We start from the raw sequence: 23,041 nt of genomic DNA, 5'->3' as shown, positions 1-23,041 counted from the left end.
GAGGTGATGCGGAGGATCAGCCCTTGACGGCGCCGATCATGATTCCCTTGGTGAAGTAGCGCGCGACGAACGGATAGATCAGCAGGACCGGCACGCTCGCGACCACGATCAGCGAGTACTTGAGCAGATCGGCCAGTTGCTGGCGCTGGATGACGACAGAGGCGTCGACCGCTCCACCGCCGGTCGTGTTGAGGATGAGGATGTTGCGCAGGACCAGCTGCAGCGGGAACAAGTCCGGGTTCTTGAGATAGATCAAGGCGTCGAAGTACGAATTCCACTGCATGATCGCGTACATCAGCGCCACCACGGCGATCATCGGTTTGGCCAGCGGGATGACGACCGACCACAGGAAGCGCAGATCACCGCATCCGTCCAGCTCGGCGGCCTCGACCAGTTCGTCGGGAATCGCCGTCCGGAAGTAGGTGCGGGCGATGATGACCTGCCAGACCCCGATCGCCTGCGGGATGATCAGCGCCCACCGGGTGTCCAGCAGCCCGGCGGATTGAACCACCAGGTACGTCGGGATCAGGCCGCCGGTGAACAGCATCGTGAACAGGATCAGCGTCATCACGACATTGCGGCCGACGAGCGTACGCCGCGACATCGGATACGCGACTGCGATCGTCATCGTCACGCTGACGATCGTCCCGACCACCGTGTAGAACAACGAGTTCAGATACCCCTGCACGACCTGCGGGTTGGCGAAGACCGCGTGGTACCCGCGCAGTGAGAAGTCCACCGGCCAGAGCAACACCCGCCCGGACGACACAGCTTCGGGGCTGCTGAACGAGCTGGCCACGATGTACAGCAGCGGCAGCAGGACGACTGTGAAGAACACCGCCAGCAGCAGATACACACAGATCAGGAAGATCCGGTCGGTCCGCGGCTCGCGGATCCGGCGTGCCCGCGCCGCACGGCGCTCGCCCCTTTTACTCGGCAACGTTCTCGCTTCGGTCTGAGCGCTCATGACCACAATCCGTTCCCGGTGATCCGCTTGGCGATCATGTTGACCATCAGCAGCAGCACCAGATTGATCACCGAGTTGAACAGCCCGACCGCGGTGGCGCCGCTGAAGTCCGCGTTCAGCAGACCCGTCTTGTACACGTAGGTCGCGATGATCTCCGACTGGCTGAGGTTCAGCGGGTTCTGGAACAGGAATGCCTTCTCGAAGCCGATCGCCATGATGTTGCCGACAGCAAGCACCAGGATGATCACAGCCGTCGGCATGATGCCCGGCAGATCCACGTGCCGGATCCGCTGCAACCGGCTGGCACCGTCGATCTTGGCCGACTCGTGCAGCGCCGGATCAATGCCGGACAACGCGGCCAGGTAGATGACCGCGGAGTACCCGGTGGTCTGCCACACGTCGGACCAGACATAGATGTGCCGGAAGTAGTCCGGGTTCCCGAGGAAGTCGATCGCGGGAACGCCGAAGAACCCCAGACCCTCGTTGACGATTCCGAGTCGCGGCGACAGCACCAGGATCGTCATCGACACGACCACCACGGTCGAGATGAAGTACGGCGCGTACGTGACCAGCTGGACGGTTCGCTTGAACAGGCCGAGGCGGATCTCGTTGAGTGCCAGCGCGAGGATGATCGCGATCGGGAAGCTGGCCGCGACGGTGTAGACCGACAGGATGAAGGTGTTCTTCACCAGGGTCCAGAACACCGGGTTGTGGAAGAACAGGTCGAAGTTCTGCCACCCGACCCACGGGCTTCCCCAGATGCCTTTGACCACGTTGAAACTCTTGAACGCCAAGACTGCGTTCGACATCGGGATGTACTTGAAGACCGCGAACCAGACCAGCGGCACGACCATCAGCAGGTACAGCGTCCAGTGGCGTTGAAGGCTGCGCCGCAGCCCCTTGATACCGGGGCGCTCCCGCCGCTGTCGCCTGGACCGAGCTGGTGTCTCACCGGCCGGTGGCCGAATGGTTGTCAGGGTTGCCATGAAACCTCCTCGTCCGAACCGGCGATCAACTCGAGCTCACGCGGTGACCGACGCCGGCCGTCAATCTGACCGGCGTCCGATCGTCGCCGTGGCGTACGACCCGCTCCTGGTCCCGATCAGCGGTCAGGACTGCTTCGACGCCGCTCGGCGTCCACGCGATGTCGACGGTGACTCCGCCGCGAGCCCTCAGGCCCGTCACCCGCCCGCTCGGCCATTCGGCAGGCAGAGCCGGCAGCAATTCGATCTCGCCGGTGTGACTCTGCAGCAGCATCTCCGCGATTCCCGCCGTCGCACCGAAGTTCCCGTCGATCTGGAACGGCGGATGAGCACAGAACAAGTTCGGGTAGACGCCCGCGCCGCTGCCCGGTCGCCCCGTCGCCGTGTCGTCCGCGGGCCTCAGGAACGCCCGGACCAGGCGGTGCGCGGCTGCTGCATCGCGAAGACGTGCCCGCAGATTGATCTTCCACGCGAGCGACCAGCCGGTGGCCTCGTCACCCCGCAAGTCCAGCGTCCGCGCTGCCGCGACCGCGAGTACCGGCGTGCCGTCCGGCGTGATCGCATCGCCCGGATGGAGTCCGACCAGGTGCGACATGTGCCGGTGATGGGGATCTTCTTCGGGTAGGTCCGCCGCCCACTCCTGCAACTGTCCCCGGGCGCCGATCGGTGGCTCGGGCAGTCGCTTGCGGGCGGTGGAGAGCTCAGCGACAAGGGGGTCGACGACATCGAGCAGTTCGGCGGCTTGTTCGACCCGCTGGAAGAGGTCCGAGATGAGGGCCAGGTCCATGGTCGCCGACAGGGTCACCGACGCGGGCAGTCCATCGTCGGCGATGTAGTCGTTCTCCGGCGACGTCGACGGCGCCGTACCGAGCGTGCCGTCCGGCAGCTCGACCAACCAGTCGAGGCAGAACTCCGCCGCGCCCCGCAGTACGCGCCACGACTCGCCGAGGAACTCCAGATCGCCGGTGAACTCGTAGTGGTCCCACACATGACGGACCAGCCACGCACCTGCCATCGGCCAGTTCGACCACCGCGGATCGCCCTCGACAGGCAGGGTCCAGCACCAGGCGTCGGCGTTGTGGTGCGCGGTCCAACCGCCGCAGCCGTACCGCTCGCGAGCCGTACGACGCCCCGCCTGGGCAAGCTGATCGATATACCTCAGCAGCGGTTCGTGGCACTCCGACAGGTTGGTCGTCTCCGCCGGCCAGTAGTTCATCTCGGTGTTGATGTTGACCGTGAAGTTCGAACTCCACGGCGGCCGCAGGATGTCGTTCCAGATGCCCTGCAGATTGGTCGGCAGACCACCTGGTCGCGAACTCGCGACCATCAGGTAGCGGCCGTAATTGAAGATCAACGCAGCCAAGGCAGGGTCCTCGACGTCGACTGACCGGGCCACCCGCACGTCGGTCGGCAGCTCCGAGTGCTCCGCCGATCCAGCCAGCTCGAGCGATGCCCGACGAAACAGCCGCCGGTGATCCCTCTGATGATCGGTCACGAGCTCGTCGTACTCCCGCTCGAGTGCCGCCAGCACGGTCTGATCCGCGGCGAACCAGCACTCCTCCGCTGTCCGCGCCGGCGCCGTGAACGGACCGTCGTATCCGGTAGCGGTCGAGAGGATCAGGCTGATTTCTGTTGCACCTTCGACAGCGAGCTCGGAACCACTCGCAGAGATCTCGCCATCGGTCGTGGTGCGCAACGCGATGGCGGCTGCCATGCCGCGATCCTCGTCGTCGGAGTACCGGATCGGCTGCGGCACGTCGCGATGGGGAGGAGCGACATCGGCTGGAGCCTGCAGGAGCAGTCCGAGGCCGTTCTCGACTGCGTATGGACGCGACGGCAACTGGGAGGCGAGCCGGCACGTCAGCGCGAGTACCGGCTCGGACGCGGTCATTCGGTGGACCAGTACACCGTCCGGCGCGCTGACGAAGACCTCTTGCCGAACCCACACTCTCCCGATCTCGAACTCCGCCGTGGCCATCGCGCCGTCGAGATCAAGTTCCCGGCGATACTGCTTGCTATCGGCGGCAGCAGGTGTGGCGCCGGCGACGCGAACCTCGAGCAGGAGGTCGCCCAGCGGCAGGTACGCCTGCGAGTAGCCGGAGTGAAAACCGCGGGCCAACTCGTGGGCCCGGCGAAGGTCGCCCGCTCTCAGCGTGTCGCGCACAGCCTGTACGGCGTCGGCGCCGGTCGCACCGAGCGGGGTCGACAACGACCGAGCGGTCTCGGGGCTGCCCGACCACAACGTCTCGTCGTTCAGTCCGATCCGATCCGTGCCGATACCGCCGAAACACATTGCTCCGATCCGCCCGTTCCCGAGCGGCAATGCCTCCAGCCACGTTGCGGCCGGCCGGTCGTAGAACAGCCGCTGCGTGCCGGAGCGGTTCGAGCCCACCAGGTTGCCCATACCACTGTCCTCCGTCGAGACGACGAGGTATTAGTCCTATGAATTTCCGGGATCGTAGCGCTCGGTCGGACGTTGGTCCATACTGAACGACATCAAAGCTGGAGAAAGATCCCATCTATCGCTGATCGTGAGGGGCCAGCCATGCCGCGCATCACCTCGGTGGAGGTCATCGACGTCCGCTTCCCGACCTCGCTGACCCAGGACGGATCCGACGCGATGAACAAGGACGGCGACTACTCCGCGGCGTACGTCGTCCTGCACACCGACGACCCGGATCTCGCCGGGCACGGCTTCACCTTCACCATCGGGCGTGGCAACGACCTGTGCGTCGCCGCCGCCGCTCAGCGCGCCGAGCCACTGGTCGGCCGGTCTGTCGACGAACTGTGCGAACACCCCGGCGCGATCTACCGGGAGCTACAGTCGGACAGTCAGTTGCGATGGCTCGGTCCGGACAAGGGAATCATTCATCTGGCCCTGGCCGCGGTCATGAACGCGGTGTGGGATCTGGCCGCCCGACGGGCCGGCGTACCACTGTGGCGTCTGCTGTCCGGCCTGTCGCCCGAAGAACTCGTCGAGGCCGCGGACCTGCGGTATCTCACCGACGTACTGACACCGGAGCAAGCTGTCACTCTGCTGAAGCAGCAAGAATCGGGCCGGAAGCAACGAATCGAGGAACTCGAGGCATCGGGCTACCCGTGCTACACCACCTCCGCCGGATGGCTCGGATACTCCGACGCCAAGCTACGCAGGCTCTGCGAGGAAGCCGTTGCCGCAGGCTACAAACACGTCAAACTCAAGGTCGGCGCCGATCTGGACGACGACATCCGGCGCTGCGGCATCGCCCGCGAGGTCCTCGGGCCGGACGGTCACCTGATGATCGATGCGAACCAGGTGTGGGACGTGCCGCAGGCGATCGAATGGGTCAAGGCGCTGGCCGAGTTCGACCCGCTGTGGATCGAGGAACCGACCAGTCCCGACGACATCCTCGGTCACGCCGCGATCCGCAAGGCCGTCGCGCCCATCGGCGTCGCCACCGGCGAGCACGGGATGAACCGGGTGCTCTTCAAGCAGATGTTCCAGGCCGGCGCCATCGACTACTGCCAGCTCGACGCGGCCCGCCTCGGCAGCGTCAACGAAGTACTCGCGGTCTACCTTCTCGCCGCGTTGTTCGACGTGCCGGTCTGCCCACACGCGGGTGGCGTCGGTCTGTGCGAACTCGTCCAGCACCTCGCGATCTTCGACTACGTCGCCGTATCAGGCAGCCTCGACCGCCGCGTCACCGAGTACGTCGACCACCTGCACGAACACTTCGTCGACCCCTGTGTGATCCGCGACGGTGCGTACGTGCTTCCGGCCGCGCCCGGTTACAGTGCCGAGATGCACAGGGAGTCACTTCAGACCTATCGGTTCCCGGACGGCGTCTACTGGTCGGCCGGCACGGAACGAGACCCACGACGATGACCTCCGGCAAGGTGGTCGAGAAAGCTCGTACACCCGGCACCTCCCAGACCGATGTCGTCATCGAGGGTATCCGGCAGATGATCATCGACGGCCGGCTCCGGTCCGGCGACCGGCTCCCGGTCGAGAAGGACCTCGCCACGGCCCTCGGCGTGTCCAGAAACCCGCTGCGCGAGGGGGTTCGCGCGCTGTCGATGATGGGAGTTCTCGAGACCCGGCAAGGCGACGGCACCTACGTCACCAAGCTGGAACCGTCGATGCTGCTCGCACCGATCGGATTCGTCGTCGACCTGCAGGACGGCAGCGGAACGCACCATCTGCACGCGGTACGACGGGTCCTCGAGACCGAGGCGGCCGCCCTCGCGGCGCAACAGATCGCACCGGTCGACCTCGAGGCCGCGGCCGAACTGTTGCGCCACAACGAGGCCGAACTGAGGCACGACGAACCCAATCACGAGACGGTGATCGAGAACGACATCGCCTTTCACCGCATCATCGCGGACGCGGCCGACAATCCGGTGCTGGCGGCACTGATCAATGCGCTGGGTGGACGAACGATGCGCGACCGGCTGCGCCGATCGATCACCCAACCGGGCGCCGACGAGACCGCCCACGGGGAACACCTCTCGATCCTCGCCGCGCTGACGGCGCACGACCCCGATCGGGCCCGGATCCGGATGGCCGCCCACCTGTTCACGGTCGAGGACTACCTCCTCGAGACCCGCCGCCGAGCCGACGACGAAACGAGACCTGTGGATGAATCTCCTGCGCTGGAGCAGCCCTGAGCTCACCCTGACCTTCGCTCTCGACAACGGTCCGGTGCGACTGATCGGCGTCCGCGAAGCCTCCCGGCCAGACCGCGATGATCTGGTTCCAAGCCAGCCGTTGGTCGAGGTGTCCGCCGTCGGGCACGGACTCTCGCCGAGCACCAACCGGCACGTCGACACCAGTCTCGGGCAACAATTGCGCTACGTCCGTCACGAGGAAACCCAGACGACGTTGCGCATCATCCAGGAGGAGCCCACCACGGGTCTGCGCGTCACCACTGTGTTCGAAGCCCGCGCCGGCGTACGCGCCTGGTCCGAAGCCTCGATGGCCGGCCCGGGCACGCTCGAGCTCACCTTCCTGTCGTCGCTGGTCGTCGGCCTCGCGTCGATCGACGCCGAGCTGTATTCCGCCGCCAACAGCTGGATGGCGGAGAACCGGTGGTCAAGCCGACCACTGCGCGCTGAGGCACTGGCGAACATCGTCCGCGATCCGCATCGTCACGTCGCCCGAAGCCGTGATGCGGTGACCAACACCGGCTCATGGTCGAGCGGGGAGCGGCTGCCCGTCGGTGTCCTGGTCGAGTCGGGTACGCCGTACGCCCTCGGCTGGCAGATCGAGCACAACGGGCCGTGGCACTACGAGATCGGCGAGACCCGGCGTGGCGGCTACTTGCTGCTCAGCGGCCCCACCGACCAGGAACATCAATGGAGTGTCGAGCTCACAGCCGACAAGCCGTTCACGACGGTGCCCGTCTCACTCGTCGCCGGCACGGATCGAGACAGTGTGTTCGCCGCACTCACCCGGCAACGCCGCGCCGTACGGAACCGGCGTCCGATCGACGACCGGATGCCGGTGATCTTCAACGACTACATGAACACCCTCGTCGGCGACCCGACGACCGAGAAACTCCTGCCGCTGATCGACGCGGCCGCGGATGTGGGCGCGGAGTACTTCTGCATCGATGCCGGCTGGTACGCCGACGGCGACTGGTGGAACACCGTCGGAGCATGGCAACCGTCGACCACCCGCTTCCCGAACGGGCTCGCCGAGGTGATCGACCGGATCCGTTCACACGGCATGGTCCCAGGCCTCTGGCTCGAACCCGAAGTGATCGGCGTCCGGTCACCGATCGCACCCGAACTCCCCGACGAAGCCTTCCTCACCCGCCGCGGCGTTCGGGTCGCCGAGTCCGGTCGCTACCTGCTCGACCTGCGCAGCACAGCCGCCCGCAAGCATCTCGACGACACGGTCGACCGCTTGGTGTCCGACTTCGGCGTCGGCTTCTTCAAGTTCGACAACAACACGATGACCGGCCCAGGCACCGACCAGGGCGGTACGTCGCTCGGCCATGGACTGCTAGAACACCAACGGGCGCTGCTCGACTGGCTCGACGGCCTCCACACACGCCACCCCGACGTGCTGATCGAGAACTGCGCGTCCGGAGCGATGCGGATGGACTACGCCATGCTGTCCCGCCTTCATCTGCAGTCGACTTCGGACCAGGAAGATCCGTTGCTCTACGCACCGATCACCGCGGCCGCCCCCGCCGCCGTACTCCCCGAACAGGCCGGCCACTGGGCGTACCCGATCACGGGCACCACCCGCGAGGAGTTCACCTTCGCCCTCGTCAACGGCATCCCCGGCCGCCTCTACCTCTCCGGCCACCTCAACCGCATGACACCGGCCGAGCTCGACCTCGTCCGGTCCGCGCTGACCGCTCATCGCGCCATACTCGACGATCTAAACACGCTCGTCCCCGCATGGCCACTAGGACTCCCGGCCTGGACCGAGGAGTGGATCGCCCTCGCACTCAACGGCCCCGACACCTCCTACCTGACTCTGTGGCACCGCGGTCCCGGCCCGTCCGCCATCACGCTCCCGATCCCACGCTCGAGCATTGCCCCCCACTTCCCCACCGACCTCGGCGACTGGACCTACACCTGGACCGACGACGGACTCAGCATCACCACCAACACCCTCGAGCCCTCCGCCCGCGTCCTGCGCCTGACCCCCGCCAGGGAGTGAACATCACCGACTCTTCGCACCGAAGTGTCGAGGAGCTCGTCCCGCACTCACTCCGAACTCCTCAACGCCTACGAACGACGGCCGCCGCGCAGGGTGGCTCCGACTCGTACCATCCATGACATGGATGAGTCTCGCGATGCTTCCACGAACGCCGTCACCGCCGCGACCCAGGCAGACGTGATCGCCGACCTGCGGTCGCGGATCCGCGAGCGCTGGGAAGGCTTCTCGCCGGCTGCGCGGGCAGTCAGCCGGTCGCTGGCCGAGCGGCCGGCCGAGGAACTGCTCTTCCTGTCGGCGGCCGACCTCGGCGCCGAGACCAAGACCAGCAACGCGACGGTCATCCGCACCATACAGGCGCTCGGGTACTCCGGCCTGGCAGAACTGAAGGCGAAGATCGCGGCGCCGTTCACGCAGGCGAACCGGCCGGCGGTCCGCGCCCGCCAGCGAGTCGAGTCGACCGGTGGGGATCTCGAGAGCGTCTGGCACCAGGTACTGGCGGAGTCGTTGGACCGGCTCGAGCTGATGCAGCCGACATTCTCCCTCGACGCATACCAGCACGCCGTGCAACTACTGCTCGATGCGAAGCACACACTGACCTACGGCTTCGGTGCCTCGTTCGTGGCCGCGGATCATCTGGCCCTGGTCCTGCGGCGGGTGGGGCTCCGGGTGACGGCCCTCCATGCCGGGGGCTTCCGGCTCGCCGACGACCTCCTCGCGATCGGGCCGGGTGACGTGGTCGTCCTCTTCGCGCCCGGCCGCTCGGTCGTCGAGGTCGAAGTCCTGCTCGACCGCGCCCGAGAGGTCGGGGCCGCGACCGTACTGGTGACCGAAGACCCGAGCAGCAAGCTCGCCCACGAGGTGACAGTCACGCTCCACTCCCCGACGACGCCCACCGGCCTGACCGGCGAACCGCTGACCTCGATCGTCGTCGGGGACGTGCTGGCGCAAGGCGTCGCGACCCTGGAGGCCTCCCGGTCTGTCGAGGCGTCCGAGCAACTCACGGCCCTCCGCCGGCGACTCGGTTTCTGACCTCGTCCCGCCGCTGTAACCCACGATTGCTCACCAATTCCGTAGCTGCTACATTGGTCACCAATCGTAGGAAGGTGGCTGTGCGTGGGCGACCTCGACCTGGCGGGCCGAGCCGCGGTGGTGACTGGGGTCGGCGGACCACGTGGCATCGGCTTCGCGGTGGCGAGCGCACTGAGCGCCCGTGGTGCGTCCCTCGTCATCTCGGCGACCGGCGACCGGGTCCACCAGCGCGCAGCCGAACTCCCCACCGGCACCCTTGCCATCTCCGGCGATCTGACCCGGGACCACACCGCTATGGAACTTGTCCGAGCCGCCACGTCCCGGTTCGGCCGGCTCGACATCGCCGTCAACTGTGCGGGCATGACCTCGACCACTCGTCCGGAGCCGGAGTCGGGAGCAGTCGGGCAGCTGTCGTTCGAGACCTGGCGGGCGAGCCTGTCACGCAACCTGGACTCGGCCTTCCTCTTCGCCCGCGCCGTCATGCCGGCGCTCGAGGAGTCCGGCGCCGGGCGCCTGGTGATGGTCGCCAGCCTCACCGGACCGGTCATGGGCATGCGCGGCGAGGTCGCGTACTGCGCCGCCAAGGCCGGCGTGGTCGGACTGGTCCGAGGACTCGCGCTCGACTCCGCGGTCGCTGGGGTCACGGTCAACGCAGTGGCCCCAGGGTGGATCGCCACCGACTCACAGACGCCGGACGAGCACAGGCAGGGGCTCCGGACCCCGGTCGGCCGGAGCGGTACCCCGGAGGAAGTCGCGGGCCTCATCGCCTATCTGTGTTCACCGTCCTCGTCCTATCTCACCGGCCAGTGCCTCATTGTCGACGGCGGCAACTCGATCGCGGAGGAACGTGCATGACCCAGTCCTTCAACTTCTTCGAGGAAGCGGCCCTCCCCGCACCGGAGATCACCGTGGCTCAGGCGCTGGAGTACGTGCGGGACACGTACGGCATCGAGGGCGAGGTCACCGAACTCGGCAGCCAGCAGGACGCGAACTTCCTCGTCGGCGCGGCGGCCACCACGTACGTCCTGAAGGTGTCCAACGCCGCCTTCACGCGCGAGGATCTGGCAGCGCAGGATCTCGCGGCCGCCCGGGTCGCCCAGCACGAGCCTGACATTCAGGTCCCCGTGGCGGTCCCCGGGGCCGACGGCTCGACCGTGCAGCTCGTCACGCTCGGCGGCCGGCCGACGTACGCGCGGCTGGTGACCTTCGTGGCCGGCGACGTCCTGAGCAACAGCAGCTACCTCGCGCCCGAGGTCGTCGCCGCCCTGGGCGATCTCGCCGCTCGCACCTCGCGCGCGTTGGCCGGCTTCGCCGGCGAGGTCCCGCCCCGCTCGCTCCAATGGGATCTGCGGAACGCGGCCGAGGTGGTGGCACGGCTGGCCGACTTCGTGACCGTGCACGGCGGACCGGACGCCGCCCGCGCCGCGGCGAGGACAGCCGCCAAGGCGCTCGCACCGTACGCCGGAAACCTGCCACTCCAGGCCATCCACGGCGACCTGACCGACGACAACGTGATCGCCACCGTCGACGCCGACGGGCGTCGCCGGCCGGTCGGCGTCATCGACTTCGGCGACCTCACGGAGAGCTGGTCGATCGCCGAACTCGCGGTGACCTGTACGTCGCTGCTGCACTACTCCCCCGATCCGTCGACGATGCTCCCGGCGATCGTCGCGTACGAGCGGATCCGGCCGATCTCCGACGACGAACTCGCGGCGCTCGGGCCGCTCGTCGTACTGCGGGCCGCCGCGCTGATGGTGAGTGGTCAGCAGCAGACGCAAGTCGACCGCGACAACCGGTACGCGACGGAGAACCTCGCGCGCGAGTGGCGCATCTTCGAGCGGGCGACCTCGGTTCCGCTCGAGGTCCTGACCGAACTGATCCGCGCCTCGGTGCGACCCCGGAAGGAGCACCGGACTGCCGACGGCTCCGCCCTGCTGTGGATCGACGACCAGCCCGTGGTTCCGGATCAGCTGGATCTGTCGGCGACGAGTGCCGACCTGCACGACGGGCGCTTCCTGCTCGACGGCGCGGAGGCGGCCGCGGCTGCGGCGGCGATCAAGCGGGCCGGATCGGCGGCCGTGGCTGTTCCGTTCCTCCAGCCGCGGTTGACGCGTACCCGGCTGAACTCGTTCGAGGCTCCGGCTTCCATCGGTCTTGGCGTCGAGGTATTCGCAGGACGAGAGCTGGAGATCCGGGCGCCGTGGCCCGGGGTAGTGCAGCGGCAGGGCGACACCGTGGCGCTCAGGGGCCCGGACGGTGTGACCTTGTGGCTCAGCGGTGCGGACGTTACTGCTGAGGGCGCTGTCGAGACCGGCGATGTACTCGGTCGGCTGGCATCGGGGGCCGCGCTGTGGGTGCAGGTCAGCGACCTCGACGCTCAGCCGCCGTTCTTCGTTCCGGCAAGTCTGGCCGACGCGTGGGCAGAGTCGTGCCTGGACCCGACTGGCCTGATCGATCCGGCCGGGGTCCGCACTCCGCCGGCCACCGATCCCGAGGCATTGCTGGATCGCCGCGATACCGCGTTCGCTCCGGTCCAGGAGCACTACTTCCGGGAGCCGCCGCAGATCGAGCGCGGCTGGCGGAACCACCTGTTCGACACCGATGGCCGGTCCTACCTCGACATGGTCAACAACGTGTCGATCCTCGGCCACGGGCATCCGCGCCTCGCCGCGGCGATCGAACGGCAGTGGCGTCTGCTCAACACCAACTCGCGTTTCCACTATCGCGCAGTCGTCGAGTTCTCCGAACGCCTGGCAGCGCTACTGCCCGACCCCTTGGACACGGTGTTCCTGGTCAACAGCGGCACCGAGGCCGACGACCTCGCCCTCCGGCTCGCCTGGGCCAACACCGGACGGCGTGACGTCGTTGCGGTCCGAGAGGCCTACCACGGCTGGTCCGACGCCACCGACGCCATCTCGACGTCGGTCGCCGACAATCCCAACGCCCTCGATTCCCGGCCCTCGTGGGTCCACACGGTCGCCGCGCCGAACGCCTACCGCGGGCAGTACCGAGGAGCCGACGCACACCGGTACGGCGAGGATGCCGCTGCCTACATCAACGAGCTGAGCGACGCCGGCCGCCCGCCCGCTGCGTTCCTGTCCGAGTCGTTCTACGGCAACGCCGGCGGCATGGCTCTCCCGGACGGCTATCTCCAAGAGATCTACGCCGCGGTACGGCGGGCCGGTGGCCTGTGCATCGCCGACGAGGTCCAGGTCGGATACGGCCGCCTGGGCGACCATTTCTGGGGCTTCGAGCAACAAGGCGTCGTACCGGACATCGTCACGGTGGCGAAGGCGATGGGCAACGGGCATCCGCTCGGTGCGGTCATCACGACGGCTGGGATCGCGGCGGGCTACCGCAGCCAGGGATACTTCTTCTCGTCGGCCGGCGGCAGTCCGGTCAGTTGTGTCGCCGGCGTGACGGTCCTCGACGTACTTCGCGACGAACAACTGCAGGAGAACGCGCGCGTGGTGGGCGACCACCTGCGGGCGCGCCTGCTGGAGCTCGCCGACCGCCATCCGATCATCGGCGCCGTGCACGGGATGGGGCTGTACGTCGGTGTCGAACTCGTCCGCGATCGCACAACGCTGGAGCCCGCACCGGCGGAGACCGCAGCGATCTGCGAGCGGATGCGCCGGCTCGGCGTGATCATGCAGCCGACGTCGGATCGCCTGTGTGTACTCAAGATCAAGCCGCCACTGGGCATCAAGATCCCCGACGCCGATTTCTTCGCCGACACACTTGACCGCGTTCTCGCCGAAGGGTGGTAAAGCTGTCACAACCGTCCGGAACCCCGATCACCAGTCCCGGGTCAGTACCTCGTCGAGGACCTCGGTGAACAGTTCGGCGTCGGCCGGCGTGAAGGCGAGCGGTGGCTTGATCTTCAGCACGTTGCCGGCCGACCCCGTCGGATAGACCAGCATCCCCTCGTCCTTCATCAGCTCGCTGAGCACCAGCGCTTCCCGTGCCGCCGGCTCCTTGGTCACCCGATCACGGACGAGCTCGATGCCCAGATACATGCCGTGGGCGCGTACGTCCCCGATCAATTCGTGCCGGCCGGCGAGCTCGTCGAGCCTGTCCTTGAAGACCCGCCCGGTCTCAGCCGCGTGGGCCTGCAAGCCTCCCTCGGAGATCTCGTCGAGTACGGCGGTCCCGATCGCACACGAGACCGGATTGCCGCCAAAGGTGTTGAAGTACCTCATCCCGGTATCGAAGGCGTCGGCGATCTCCCGGGTTGTGACGACGGCCGCCATCGGATGCCCGTTGCCGATCGGCTTGCCCATCGTGACGATGTCCGGAACAACACCTTGGCTCTGGAATCCCCAGAACACGTCACCGAAGCGGCCGAATCCGACCTGGACCTCGTCGGCGATGCAGAGTGCACCGGCGGACCGGACGGAGGCGTGGGCCCGTTCGAGGTAGCCATCCGGATAGAAGATGCTGCCGGCCGTGCCCATCGCCGATTCCGCGAGGAAGGCAGCCGGCGGCGTACCCAGCGCGGTGAGCCGATCGACCTGCCGCTGGACGTCGGCGGCGTACTTGCTGCCCGCGTCCGGATCGTCATACCCGAAGGGGCCGCGATAGCGGTTGGGTTGCTGTACCTCGTGGGTGGTTGGATCGGGACCGGTGCCTCCCGGGCCCTTGTAGCGGTTCGGGCTGAGCCCGGTGATCACCGAGGTGTTGCCGTGATAGGCCCCGTCGACCACCAGGACGTCCGAGCGCCCGGTGACCGTGCGCGCGATCCGGACGGCCAGGTCGTTGGCCTCGCTCCCGCTGCAGACCAGGAACACGACCCCCAGTGGATCGGGCAGCAACGCGGTCAGCCGTTCGGCATACTCGGCGATGCCCGGGTAGAGGAACCGGCTGTTCGTGTTGAGCCGCCAGAGTTGCGCGGTCGCGGCCTCGACGACGCGGGGATTGCTGTGGCCGACGTGGCTGACGTTGTTCATCGCGTCGAGGTAGCCACGGCCGAACTCGTCGTACAGCCAGGCGCCCCGGCCGCCGACGAGATTCATCGGCCGGTCGTAGTACGAGCGTTGCGACCGGGCGAACCGCACGTTCCTCGTCGCCAGCACCTTGTCGGCCGTCCAGTCCGTGGCGCCGCCGGGCCGGGCACCGAGTCCGAGGAACTCCGACGGATCGGGCGAGACGATCGCCCACGCAGGCGCCTCGGAGGGCGCGACCAACTGCCTCCCAGTGACGCGTGCTGTCTCGTGGGAACGGAAGATCGCTACGCGGAGGGTTGCCTGCGCGTCACCGATCGGGTCACCCGCGGCCACGGAGGCGCCGGCCGACAGCGACGAGTCGAGTCCGGTCCATCGGGACCAGATCGTCTCCGCGCCCTCGTGTCGCAGGATCAAGTACGGCGTATCACGCTCCTCCACGACCGCGCCATGAGGCGCGACGACCTGAAACGGCCGTGAAGCCGCAATCTCCACGCCGAGCCTGAGCGTTGCCGCCTCACCCGACGCGGTCGTTCGCCGCACGACTGTGCCGGCATCGGCCTGCAGATGACGGCCCAGCCGGGCGTGGTGATCACGGCCGACCGGTTCGTGCGCGGGTGCGAAGGGCACGAGGTCCAGGCCGGGTGCCAACCATCGACCGCCGGCACCCGGCACCGGCCTCCCCGGTTCGACCGGAGCGCCGGCCGCCGAGCGAACGACGAATTCGCCGACCTCCGGTGGGGTCGTCGCGAGGAGAGCGATCGCCGGCCAGGTGTGCTTCATCCGCTCGTGGCCGTACGACGTACCGCTGTCCGCACAACGCTTCATCCACGTGACGGCGTTGACGCACAGCCTGGTCGCGGCCAGCGGATAGAGCACGGAGAGCTCGTCCTCGGTGAGCTCGAGCTCCGCGGCGTACCCGCGGATCACGGCCGCGGCCGCGCTCAGCGGATTCGCTGTGCGCAGCATCGAATAGGCGACCGCCACGGCCAATTCGCCGATCCGCACGGTGTACAGCGCGTCGGCGAAGTCCAGTACGGCGTGCACATGGTGGCGACCGTCTGTCCCCGGCCGGGCCAGCACGTTGAAGTCGTTGAGATCCTGGTGGACGACCGACTTCGGAAGCCCGGCACGGTGACTGTCCATCGCCCGGTCGAACCACCCGACGATCCGCCGGACCTGGGCCTGCCGGAACGGGTCCTCGACCGCATCGATGCCGTCGGCAATCGCCTCCGGCGACCGCAGCACATCCCAGTGATGAGTCGTTGCCCCGGGCAATCTGGTGGCCGGCGCGAGCGCCTGGACCATCCGAGCGGCGGTCAGGCCGAGTTCGCCCCTGAGCTGTGGGGAATGACTGTTCAGCTCGGACAAGGTCCGACCGGCCAGCCACGACTGAACCGTGACGATCCGGCGCGTCCCGTCGCGGTCGATCGCAACGGCGGTATCTCCGTTGCACGCGGCAACTGCCGTGGCGACGTGAACCGATCTGAGGACACCCGGCCGACCGGCAAGTGCTTGCAGCCCCTGCCGCCAGCGGATCTCGTCGGCATCGGCTCCGGGCGAGGAGATCTTGACGACGACGCGGGATCCGTCGGAGAGGTCGACAGCCACGTTCTGATCGACTTCGCCGCCCAACGGCGACTGTGCGACCGCCCGGAGACCGAACTCCTGGGCGAGAACTTCGGCGATGCTCGCCTGGCTCCATTGCTGCACGGGAGAACTGGACTCGACAGTGCTCATCACGCCCCACACGATTGGTGAACAATGCACCAATGCTACCATGACTGTGGTGCGCGATAGAGTGCGCTGGAGCTTTGCGCAGCTGAGAGGGGAAGCCGCATGCCGGTCGACGGACGAGTCTCGATGCTCAATCGCGGTACGACCGCCGAGGAAGTCGCGGCCCTGCTTCGCGAGACGATCATGGACGGCCGGCTGAAGCCGGGCGAGCAACTGCGCGAGGAAGGCCTGTCAGCGCAGTTCGACGTGTCCCGCCGGACCGTCCGGGACGCGCTCGGCATTCTGGCGCGGGAGCGGATCGTGCGGCACTACCGGCACAAGGGCTCCCGTGTCGTGTTGTTCACCGAGGCGGACATCCACGACCTCTACCGCGTCCGGAAGACGCTGGAGAGCAGCGCCGCGGCACTGGCTGCCACGCTGACCGATGCACAGCTGCAGCGGCTGACCGAGGCCTTCGACCAACTCGCGGAGGCGACGACCTCCGGCCGTGCCCAGGCGATCGTGCAGCGCGACCTGGAGTTCCACCAGGCGGTGGTCGGCCTGATCGGCAGCACCCGGGTCGACGACTTCTTCGCCGACATCGCGGTCGAGATGCGCTTCGCGCTGTCGATCCTGGAGACGACCTACCGGGAGTCGACCCATCGGCCCGCCGAGGCACTCGACGAGCACCGGGCCATCTGTCAGGCGTTCGTGCGCCGCGATGCCGCCGAAGCCGGCCGCCTGGTCCAGGAGCACGCCGAGTCCAACGAGAGACTCCTGGTCGACGTGGTGGCCTCGACAGACATCACGGCTCTAGCACGCTGACCGTCGTACCGCGCTGTTGTCAGTGACGGGGTGGACCAGGCGTCCGCCGAGGTACGTGCGCTCGACGCTCGCCCTGAGCAGAACCTCGGGAGCGCCGGCAAGGATGTCCTCGCTGAGCACGACGAGGTCGGCGAGTTTGCCCGGGGTGATGCTTCCCTTCACGTCCTCCTCGTGCGACGAGTAGGCGGGGTTGGCGGTGTAGGCGAGCAGCGCCTCGTCGACGGTGATCGCCTGGTCGGGGTGGAACGGCTCGCTCTGCGCTGAATCGCCAGCCTTGCGGGTGATCGCGGCATAGATGTTGCGGAGTGGATTGATCTCGGCGACGTGCGACTTGTTGAACGCTCCGGGGAGGTCCGAGACCAGGTTGACGGTGATGTCGCAGTCGATCATCCGGCGCCAGGCGAACGCGTTCGCGGAGCGGGCGAGGCCGAGCGCCTGGTCGAGGTTCGCGGAGTAATGCAGGAGTTGGTCCGACGTCACGTCGGCGACCAGTCCCAGCTCGCCGGCGCGAGCGAAGTCGTCGGCTGCCAGGTGCCAGGCGTGGATGAGCCGGTGCCGCCGGTCGCGCGGGCCGTTCAGGAGCGCCGCCCGTTCGAACGCGTCGATCGCGATCCGGCAGCCGCGATCGCCCTGGACGTGGACGCCGATGTCGAAACCCGCCGCGTCACCCGCCAGTACGAGCTCGGCCAGCCGTTCCTCGCCGACGAAGCGGTACGACCAGCCGTCGGTCAGGCCGGTACCTGATGCGTCCGCGAGGTCGAACGGCGGAAGCATCGCACCGCTGTCGACGAAGATCTTCAGGGCCCCGAAGCGCAGCCAGTCGTCACCGGTCTTCGGCGTGACGCCGTGACCGGGCAGCCGGTCATGGGTGTCGAGCGGGAGGAAGGCGTAGACGCGGACGGACAGCTCACCGCGGTCCGCGAGGGTCTGGAAGATCTGCGCATTCGAGAAGCTGCGCTCGAGGTAGACGGGCGGGATCGTCTCGTCGGTCACCGACGGCAGCCGCGCGATGTCGTGGACAGAGGTGATCCCGACCGCATTCAGCCCCGCCATCACGCCGCGCGCACCGAGCAGCTTCTGCTCCAGCGACATCGGGGTGACCAGCCGGTGCAGGAACTCACCGGCCTGTCCGTAGAGCATTCCGGTGAGTTCGCCGTCGGCGTCCCGGCCGAACCTGCCACCGCGCGGGTCCGGCGTCTCGCGATCGATGTTCGCGACGTCGAGTGCCTTGGAATTGGCGAAGTACTGGTGGTCGGCACGGCGGATCAGCAGCGGGTTGCCGGGCGTCAGTGCATCGACCGCGGCCAGGTCCGGCTCGAGCAGCGTGACGGCCTCCTCCATGGTGGAGGCGAAGTCACCGAGATCTCCCCCGGTGATCCAGACGCCGGGCGTCAGTCGCGCAGCCGTGGCCGCGACGCGTTCCTCGAGCCGAGCCTGGTCGTTGACGTCGGTCAGTGCGACCTGGAAGTGCCAGTCGACGGCGTTCTCGAAGTGCGTGTGCGCATCGTTGAAGCCTGGGCACACCATGCGTCCGGCCAGGTTGACCAACTCTGTGCCCTCGCTCGCCAGGGGCAGGATCTCGGCGTCCTCGCCGACGCCGGCGATGCGGTCCCCCGTGACCGCGATGGCGGAGGCGAGCGGATGGTGCGGATCGGCGGTCCACACGATCCCGCAGTACAGGATCAGGTCGACTGGCTCGAGTGTGGGCGGTGGAGTGGTCATCCGCTGTGGCTCCTCACCTGGATTACAGGTCCGTTGTCCGCAAGGTCTGGACAGGACCGTAATAGCCGTTACAGTATTGCGTCAATGTTCTCTTTCTAGCCAAGAGTGTTCATCCGAGGAGCGCGTGTGCCGAGTCTCCGAGTCATCGAGATCACGAGCCCGTCCGCCCAGGAACGTGGCCGTCAGTACGGGAGTGCCGCCGCGGATCTGATCGCCGACGCGATTGCGTACTACCGCGAGGGCTTCGCGCACCAGACCGGTCTGTCCTGGGATCAGGTGCTCGATCACACCCGGCCGTGGCAGCGTCTCGTCGAGCGGGACCACCCCGAGTTGCTGGCAGAGATGGCCGGGATCGCCGACGGCGCCGGCGTCACGCTGCCCGAGATCGTCGCCCTCAACTGTCGCGGCGAGATCATCTACGACAACTGGTTCCCCGAGTCCCCGGTCCGCGAGGACGTCGACGGCTGTACGTCGTTCTCCCTGATCGACGGCGCGGCCGGCGACGGGCACGTGTACGCCGGCCAGAACTGGGACTGGCGCGAAGCGGTCCGCGGATCCGTCGTCGTCCTCCGGATCGTGCAGCCACCGAAGCCGACGCTGATCCTGCAGGTCGAGGCCGGGCAGATCGGCCGCCACGGCGCGAACTCCGACGGCCTCGCACTGAACGCGAACGGCCTGGGCGGGCGCTTCGACGACTCGGTCGGGATGCCTCAGACGGTCATCCGCCGCGCTGTGCTCGACGCCGCGAACATCGCCGACGCGGTCAAGATCCTCACCTCGACCAAGGCCCACATCCCCAGCAACGCCCTCCTCACCCATCGCGACGGTTTCTCCATCGACGTCGAGACCACTCCAGGCGGACACGGCTGGGAGTACGGCGAGGACGGCCTGATTGTGCACGGCAACCATTACCAGGTCCTCAATCCGACGGAGGTCGGCAGCGCCGGCCGACTGATCTCCCCCGACTCACTGATCCGGGTACCACGCGCTCGTCGGGGTCTGGTGAAGGCAGCAGAGGGGGCCACGCCGGACGACGTCCGGAACACAATCCACACAGCGATGTCGGACCACCTCGGATACCCGGACTCGCTCTGCGCCCACCCGGACGAGCGGCTTCCCGCCGTCGAGCAGTGGTCCACTACCCTGTCCAGTTGCGTCGATCTCACCACCGGCGAGTACTACGTAGCCGCGGGTTCTCCGTGCGAGAACAAGTACGAACTGGTCCCGTTCAACCTGTACGACGAGATCCGGCCATGATCGGGCAGCCCGCCGAGCCGACCTCGGCCCACTTCGCGCGGGGCAAGACCCCGATCTTCGCCTCGCAGTACGACCAGCGGCTCGGCTACTGCCTCTACGTGCCGCAGACCCTGGGCACCGACCGGGCCCCGCTGCTCGTCATGCAGCACGGCACCGAGCGCAACGCCTCGTTGTACCGCGACCACATGGCCGCGTTCGCCGAAGAGCACCAGATCGTCGTACTCGCGCCGCTGTTCCCCGCCGGGATCATCGATCCGGAGGATCTACACAACTTCAAGTTCATCGAGTACCAGGGCATCCGGTACGACCAGGCGTTGCTCGCCATGGTCGACGAGGTCAGCCGGCGGTACCCGGTCGACCCGGACGTGTTCTACCTGCACGGATTCTCCGGCGGCGGTCAGTTCGCCCACCGCTTCCTCTATCTTCATCCCGATCGCCTGGCCGGAGTGTCGATCGGTGCTCCCGGCCGGATCACCCAGCTCGACGACAGTCTTCCCTGGTGGCTCGGCACCAAGGATCTCCAGCAACGCTTCGGTCGTGCGGTCGACCTCGACTCGCTGCGCCGCGTGCCGATCCTGATGGTTGTCGGCGACAACGACGTCGAGACCTGGGAGATCGACAACCCCGGCGAGTCCAACTGGATGGACGGCGCCGAAAAGACCGGCAGTACCCGGATCGAGCGCCTTCGCACACTCGAGCGCGACTTCCTTGCCCAGGGCATCGACGTCCGGTTCGAACTCGTCCCCGGAGTCGCCCACCGCGGCTCACTGATCCTTCCGGCCGTCCGGGCCTTCTTCGCCGGGCTGCTGCAGTCCCGGCCCCAGATTCGCCGCCCCACCCCTGTAACGCATCTTCGACACCAGGAGTGATTGCCATGTCCAACACCGCTTCGAGGCCGCGGCGGTCGATCGCCGTCCTCACCTTGACCGTCGCGGCGGTCGGCCTGGCCGGGTGCGGCGGCACGTCCGCGTCGCCGGCCACCGGCGACGCACCGAACGCCAACCGGTCCGCGGCCGCGCAGGGGATCAGCTCGGACGTCAATCTCGAGCAGTGCGGCAAGGCCACCAGGACGATCAAGCACGACCTCGGCACCACCACCGTCACCGGCGACCCGAAGCGGGTGGTCGCGCTGGAGTTCTCCTTCGTCGACGCGCTGGTCGCGGTCGGCCTGGCGCCGGCCGGGGTCGCCGACGACGACAAGCCGGAGCGGATCATCCCCGGTCTGCGCGACAAGGTCGGCGAGTACAAGTCGGTCGGCCTGCGGGCGACGCCGAACATCCAGGTGATCACCGCACTCAAACCCGATCTGATCCTCGCCGACAGCGGACGGCACAAGGCGATCTACGCCCAACTGTCGAAGATCGCGCCGACCGTCGCCTACGCCAGCCTCAACGGCAACTACCAGCAGGTGATGGACAGCGAGATGTCCGCGGCGATCGCGCTGAACAAGTGCGACCAGATGAAGACCCGGCTGACCGAGCACGACAAGATCCTGACCGATCTGAAGGCCAAGGCGAAGTCCGGTGAGACCCGCGCGGCGTTGTTCGCGGTGTCGTCCGACAAGGAGTTCACCGGTTTCCCACCGAAGGCCTACACCCCCGGCGTGCTGGCCCTGCTCGGGATCAAGTCCCCGCTGGCCGACGACAGTGGCGACGCGACGGTCTCGCTCACGCTGGAGACAGTTGTCACCACCAAGCCCGACATCATGTTCATCGCCGGCCAGACCGGCGACACCCTGGCCGACACGTGGGAGAAAAGCCCGCTCTGGAAGGAGATCCCCGCGGTCAAGGACAACGCGACGTACAAGGTCGACCAGAACGTCTGGTCGCGATCACGTGGTCTGGTCGCCTCGGAACTGATCGCCCAGGAAGCCGTCAAGAACCTCTACGGGAACTGACATGTCCCAGTCGACGGGCATTCTGCCCACCGCCACCGAGGACGCAGCTCACCGTCGTCCGAGGATTGTCACCAGCAAGCAGCGGGTCACCTGGGCAGCCCTGGTCCTGCTGGCCCTCCTGGTGATCGGCGTCGTCTGGGGTCTGTCGATGGGCAGTCAGCACATCTCGCTGTCACGGCTACCCGGAGCAATCGTCAAGGCCGACGAGCCGGACGAGTTGATCCTGCAGTCGATCCGGATGCCAAGGGTGGTGCTGGCCTTGCTGGTCGGCGCCGCCCTGGCGGTGGCGGGCGCGCTGATGCAGGCCGTCGCCGCCAACCCGCTGGCAGCGCCGGAGATCATGGGCGTCAACGCGGGTGCTGTGTTCGTGGTTGTGCTGGCGGTGACGATCCTGCCGTCGCTGTCCGGCGCGCCAACAATCGTGCTGGCGTTCGGCGGTGCCGCCGCAGCAGGCGTGTCCGTGATGCTGCTGGCCGGGTCAGGCCGCGGGCGGGTGAGCCCGGTCCGGCTGGCGCTGGCAGGTGTCACCGCGAGCAGCTTGTTGATCTCGTTGACGCAGGTGCTGATCATCTTCGACGAGAACTCCGCGGACAGCGTGTTGTTCTGGCTCGTCGGCGGGGTCAACTTCGCCGGCTGGGGCGACGTACGCGATCTGCTCCCGTGGCTCGCCATCGGGCTGGTGGGTGCGTTCTCGATGGCACGGCCGCTGAATCTGCTGGCCCTCGGCGACGACATGGCCCGCGGTCTCGGTCAGAACGTCGAGCGGACCCGGCTGCTCGGCTCAACCTTCGTCGTCGTGCTGTGCGGTGCCGCCGTCTCTGTCGCCGGCCCGGTGGCGTTCGTCGGTTTGATTGTGCCGCACATCATGCGCCGGATTGTGGGTTCGAGTTACACGGTTTTGTTGCCGTTGTGTGCGGTTGGCGGTGGGGTGCTGGTGTTGTATGCCGACATTTTGTCGCGCTATGTCAAGCCGCCGTTCGAGGTCCCGGCCGGTGTGGTGACCGCCCTGATCGGCGCACCGATCTTCGTGTATCTGGCCCGTCGGCA

General features: G+C 67.5%; 16 protein-coding genes. 11 read left to right on the top strand and 5 right to left on the bottom strand.

All coding sequences use genetic code 11. The annotated features are described in order from the left end of the window. Positions 1-16: 16 nt before the first annotated feature. The 3 genes from ACIBG5_RS42335 to ACIBG5_RS42325 are packed head-to-tail and all read right to left on the bottom strand — an operon-like array spanning position 17 to position 4,354. Positions 17-967, bottom strand: coding sequence for a carbohydrate ABC transporter permease (locus tag ACIBG5_RS42335; protein WP_396397760.1), 951 nt, complete (start codon positions 965-967; stop codon positions 17-19). Beyond that, positions 964-1,953, bottom strand: a complete 990-nt coding sequence (locus ACIBG5_RS42330) for an ABC transporter permease (RefSeq protein ID WP_396397759.1) — start codon at positions 1,951-1,953, stop codon at positions 964-966. Before ACIBG5_RS42330 ends, ACIBG5_RS42335 begins: the two co-directional genes overlap by 4 nt. 25 nt (positions 1,954-1,978) lie before the next feature. Then, positions 1,979-4,354, bottom strand: a complete 2,376-nt coding sequence (locus ACIBG5_RS42325) for a glycosyl hydrolase family 95 catalytic domain-containing protein (RefSeq protein ID WP_396397758.1) — start codon at positions 4,352-4,354, stop codon at positions 1,979-1,981. A gap of 141 nt (positions 4,355-4,495) precedes the next feature. Between ACIBG5_RS42325 and ACIBG5_RS42320 the strand changes: the two genes are divergently transcribed. From ACIBG5_RS42320 to ACIBG5_RS42295, 6 genes are all read left to right on the top strand, one after another. After that, positions 4,496-5,815, top strand: coding sequence for an L-fuconate dehydratase (locus ACIBG5_RS42320; protein ID WP_396397757.1), 1,320 nt, complete (start codon positions 4,496-4,498; stop codon positions 5,813-5,815). After that, positions 5,812-6,597: a FadR/GntR family transcriptional regulator gene (locus tag ACIBG5_RS42315; protein WP_396397756.1), complete on the top strand. Its 786-nt coding sequence runs from the start codon at positions 5,812-5,814 to the stop codon at positions 6,595-6,597. The genes ACIBG5_RS42320 and ACIBG5_RS42315 overlap by 4 nt, the downstream gene beginning before the upstream one ends. Next, a complete protein-coding gene (locus ACIBG5_RS42310; RefSeq protein WP_396397755.1) occupies positions 6,569-8,605 on the top strand; it encodes a glycoside hydrolase family 36 protein in 2,037 nt (678 codons plus the stop codon). The genes ACIBG5_RS42315 and ACIBG5_RS42310 overlap by 29 nt, the downstream gene beginning before the upstream one ends. A gap of 120 nt (positions 8,606-8,725) precedes the next feature. Then, a complete protein-coding gene (locus ACIBG5_RS42305; protein WP_396397754.1) occupies positions 8,726-9,634 on the top strand; it encodes a MurR/RpiR family transcriptional regulator in 909 nt (302 codons plus the stop codon). Between the two features lie 84 nt (positions 9,635-9,718). Then, positions 9,719-10,489 (top strand): SDR family NAD(P)-dependent oxidoreductase, encoded by a 771-nt coding sequence (locus tag ACIBG5_RS42300; RefSeq protein WP_396397753.1) that lies wholly within the window; start codon positions 9,719-9,721, stop codon positions 10,487-10,489. After that, positions 10,486-13,404: an aminotransferase gene (locus ACIBG5_RS42295; RefSeq protein ID WP_396397752.1), complete on the top strand. Its 2,919-nt coding sequence runs from the start codon at positions 10,486-10,488 to the stop codon at positions 13,402-13,404. The genes ACIBG5_RS42300 and ACIBG5_RS42295 overlap by 4 nt, the downstream gene beginning before the upstream one ends. A gap of 27 nt (positions 13,405-13,431) precedes the next feature. Here the strand turns inward: ACIBG5_RS42295 and ACIBG5_RS42290 are convergent, their stop codons facing one another. Further along, positions 13,432-16,317: an aminotransferase class III-fold pyridoxal phosphate-dependent enzyme gene (locus ACIBG5_RS42290; protein WP_396397751.1), complete on the bottom strand. Its 2,886-nt coding sequence runs from the start codon at positions 16,315-16,317 to the stop codon at positions 13,432-13,434. Positions 16,318-16,416: 99 nt separating this feature from the next. Here ACIBG5_RS42290 and ACIBG5_RS42285 point away from each other — a divergent pair, with 99 nt between their 5' ends. After that, a complete protein-coding gene (locus ACIBG5_RS42285) occupies positions 16,417-17,118 on the top strand; it encodes a GntR family transcriptional regulator (protein WP_396397750.1) in 702 nt (233 codons plus the stop codon). Here ACIBG5_RS42285 and ACIBG5_RS42280 read toward each other — a convergent pair. Further along, positions 17,107-18,840, bottom strand: coding sequence for an amidohydrolase (locus ACIBG5_RS42280; RefSeq protein ID WP_396397749.1), 1,734 nt, complete (start codon positions 18,838-18,840; stop codon positions 17,107-17,109). The two genes, ACIBG5_RS42285 and ACIBG5_RS42280, sit on opposite strands and share 12 nt — an antisense overlap. Before the next feature lie 126 nt (positions 18,841-18,966). Between ACIBG5_RS42280 and ACIBG5_RS42275 the strand changes: the two genes are divergently transcribed. The 4 genes from ACIBG5_RS42275 to ACIBG5_RS42260 all read left to right on the top strand — a co-directional run. Then, the gene (locus ACIBG5_RS42275) at positions 18,967-20,097 is read left to right on the top strand and encodes a C45 family autoproteolytic acyltransferase/hydolase (protein WP_396397748.1); all 1,131 of its coding nucleotides are present in this window, start codon (positions 18,967-18,969) and stop codon (positions 20,095-20,097) included. After that, positions 20,094-20,966 carry an alpha/beta hydrolase gene (locus tag ACIBG5_RS42270; RefSeq protein WP_396397747.1) on the top strand — a complete coding sequence of 291 codons (873 nt, stop codon included), beginning with the start codon at positions 20,094-20,096 and terminating at the stop codon, positions 20,964-20,966. Before ACIBG5_RS42275 ends, ACIBG5_RS42270 begins: the two co-directional genes overlap by 4 nt. A gap of 5 nt (positions 20,967-20,971) precedes the next feature. After that, a complete protein-coding gene (locus ACIBG5_RS42265) occupies positions 20,972-21,994 on the top strand; it encodes a Fe(3+) dicitrate ABC transporter substrate-binding protein (RefSeq protein ID WP_396397746.1) in 1,023 nt (340 codons plus the stop codon). A 1-nt stretch (position 21,995) separates the two neighbouring features. Then, the coding region (locus ACIBG5_RS42260) for a FecCD family ABC transporter permease (RefSeq protein ID WP_396397745.1) at positions 21,996-23,041 on the top strand (1,046 nt) is incomplete at its 3' end.

It is taken from the genome of Kribbella sp. NPDC050241, assembly GCF_044459685.1.
In the GTDB taxonomy this organism is placed as follows: domain Bacteria; phylum Actinomycetota; class Actinomycetes; order Propionibacteriales; family Kribbellaceae; genus Kribbella.
The sequence above is the reverse complement of the archived record's forward strand: the minus strand, read 5'-3'. Positions and strand labels throughout refer to the sequence as shown.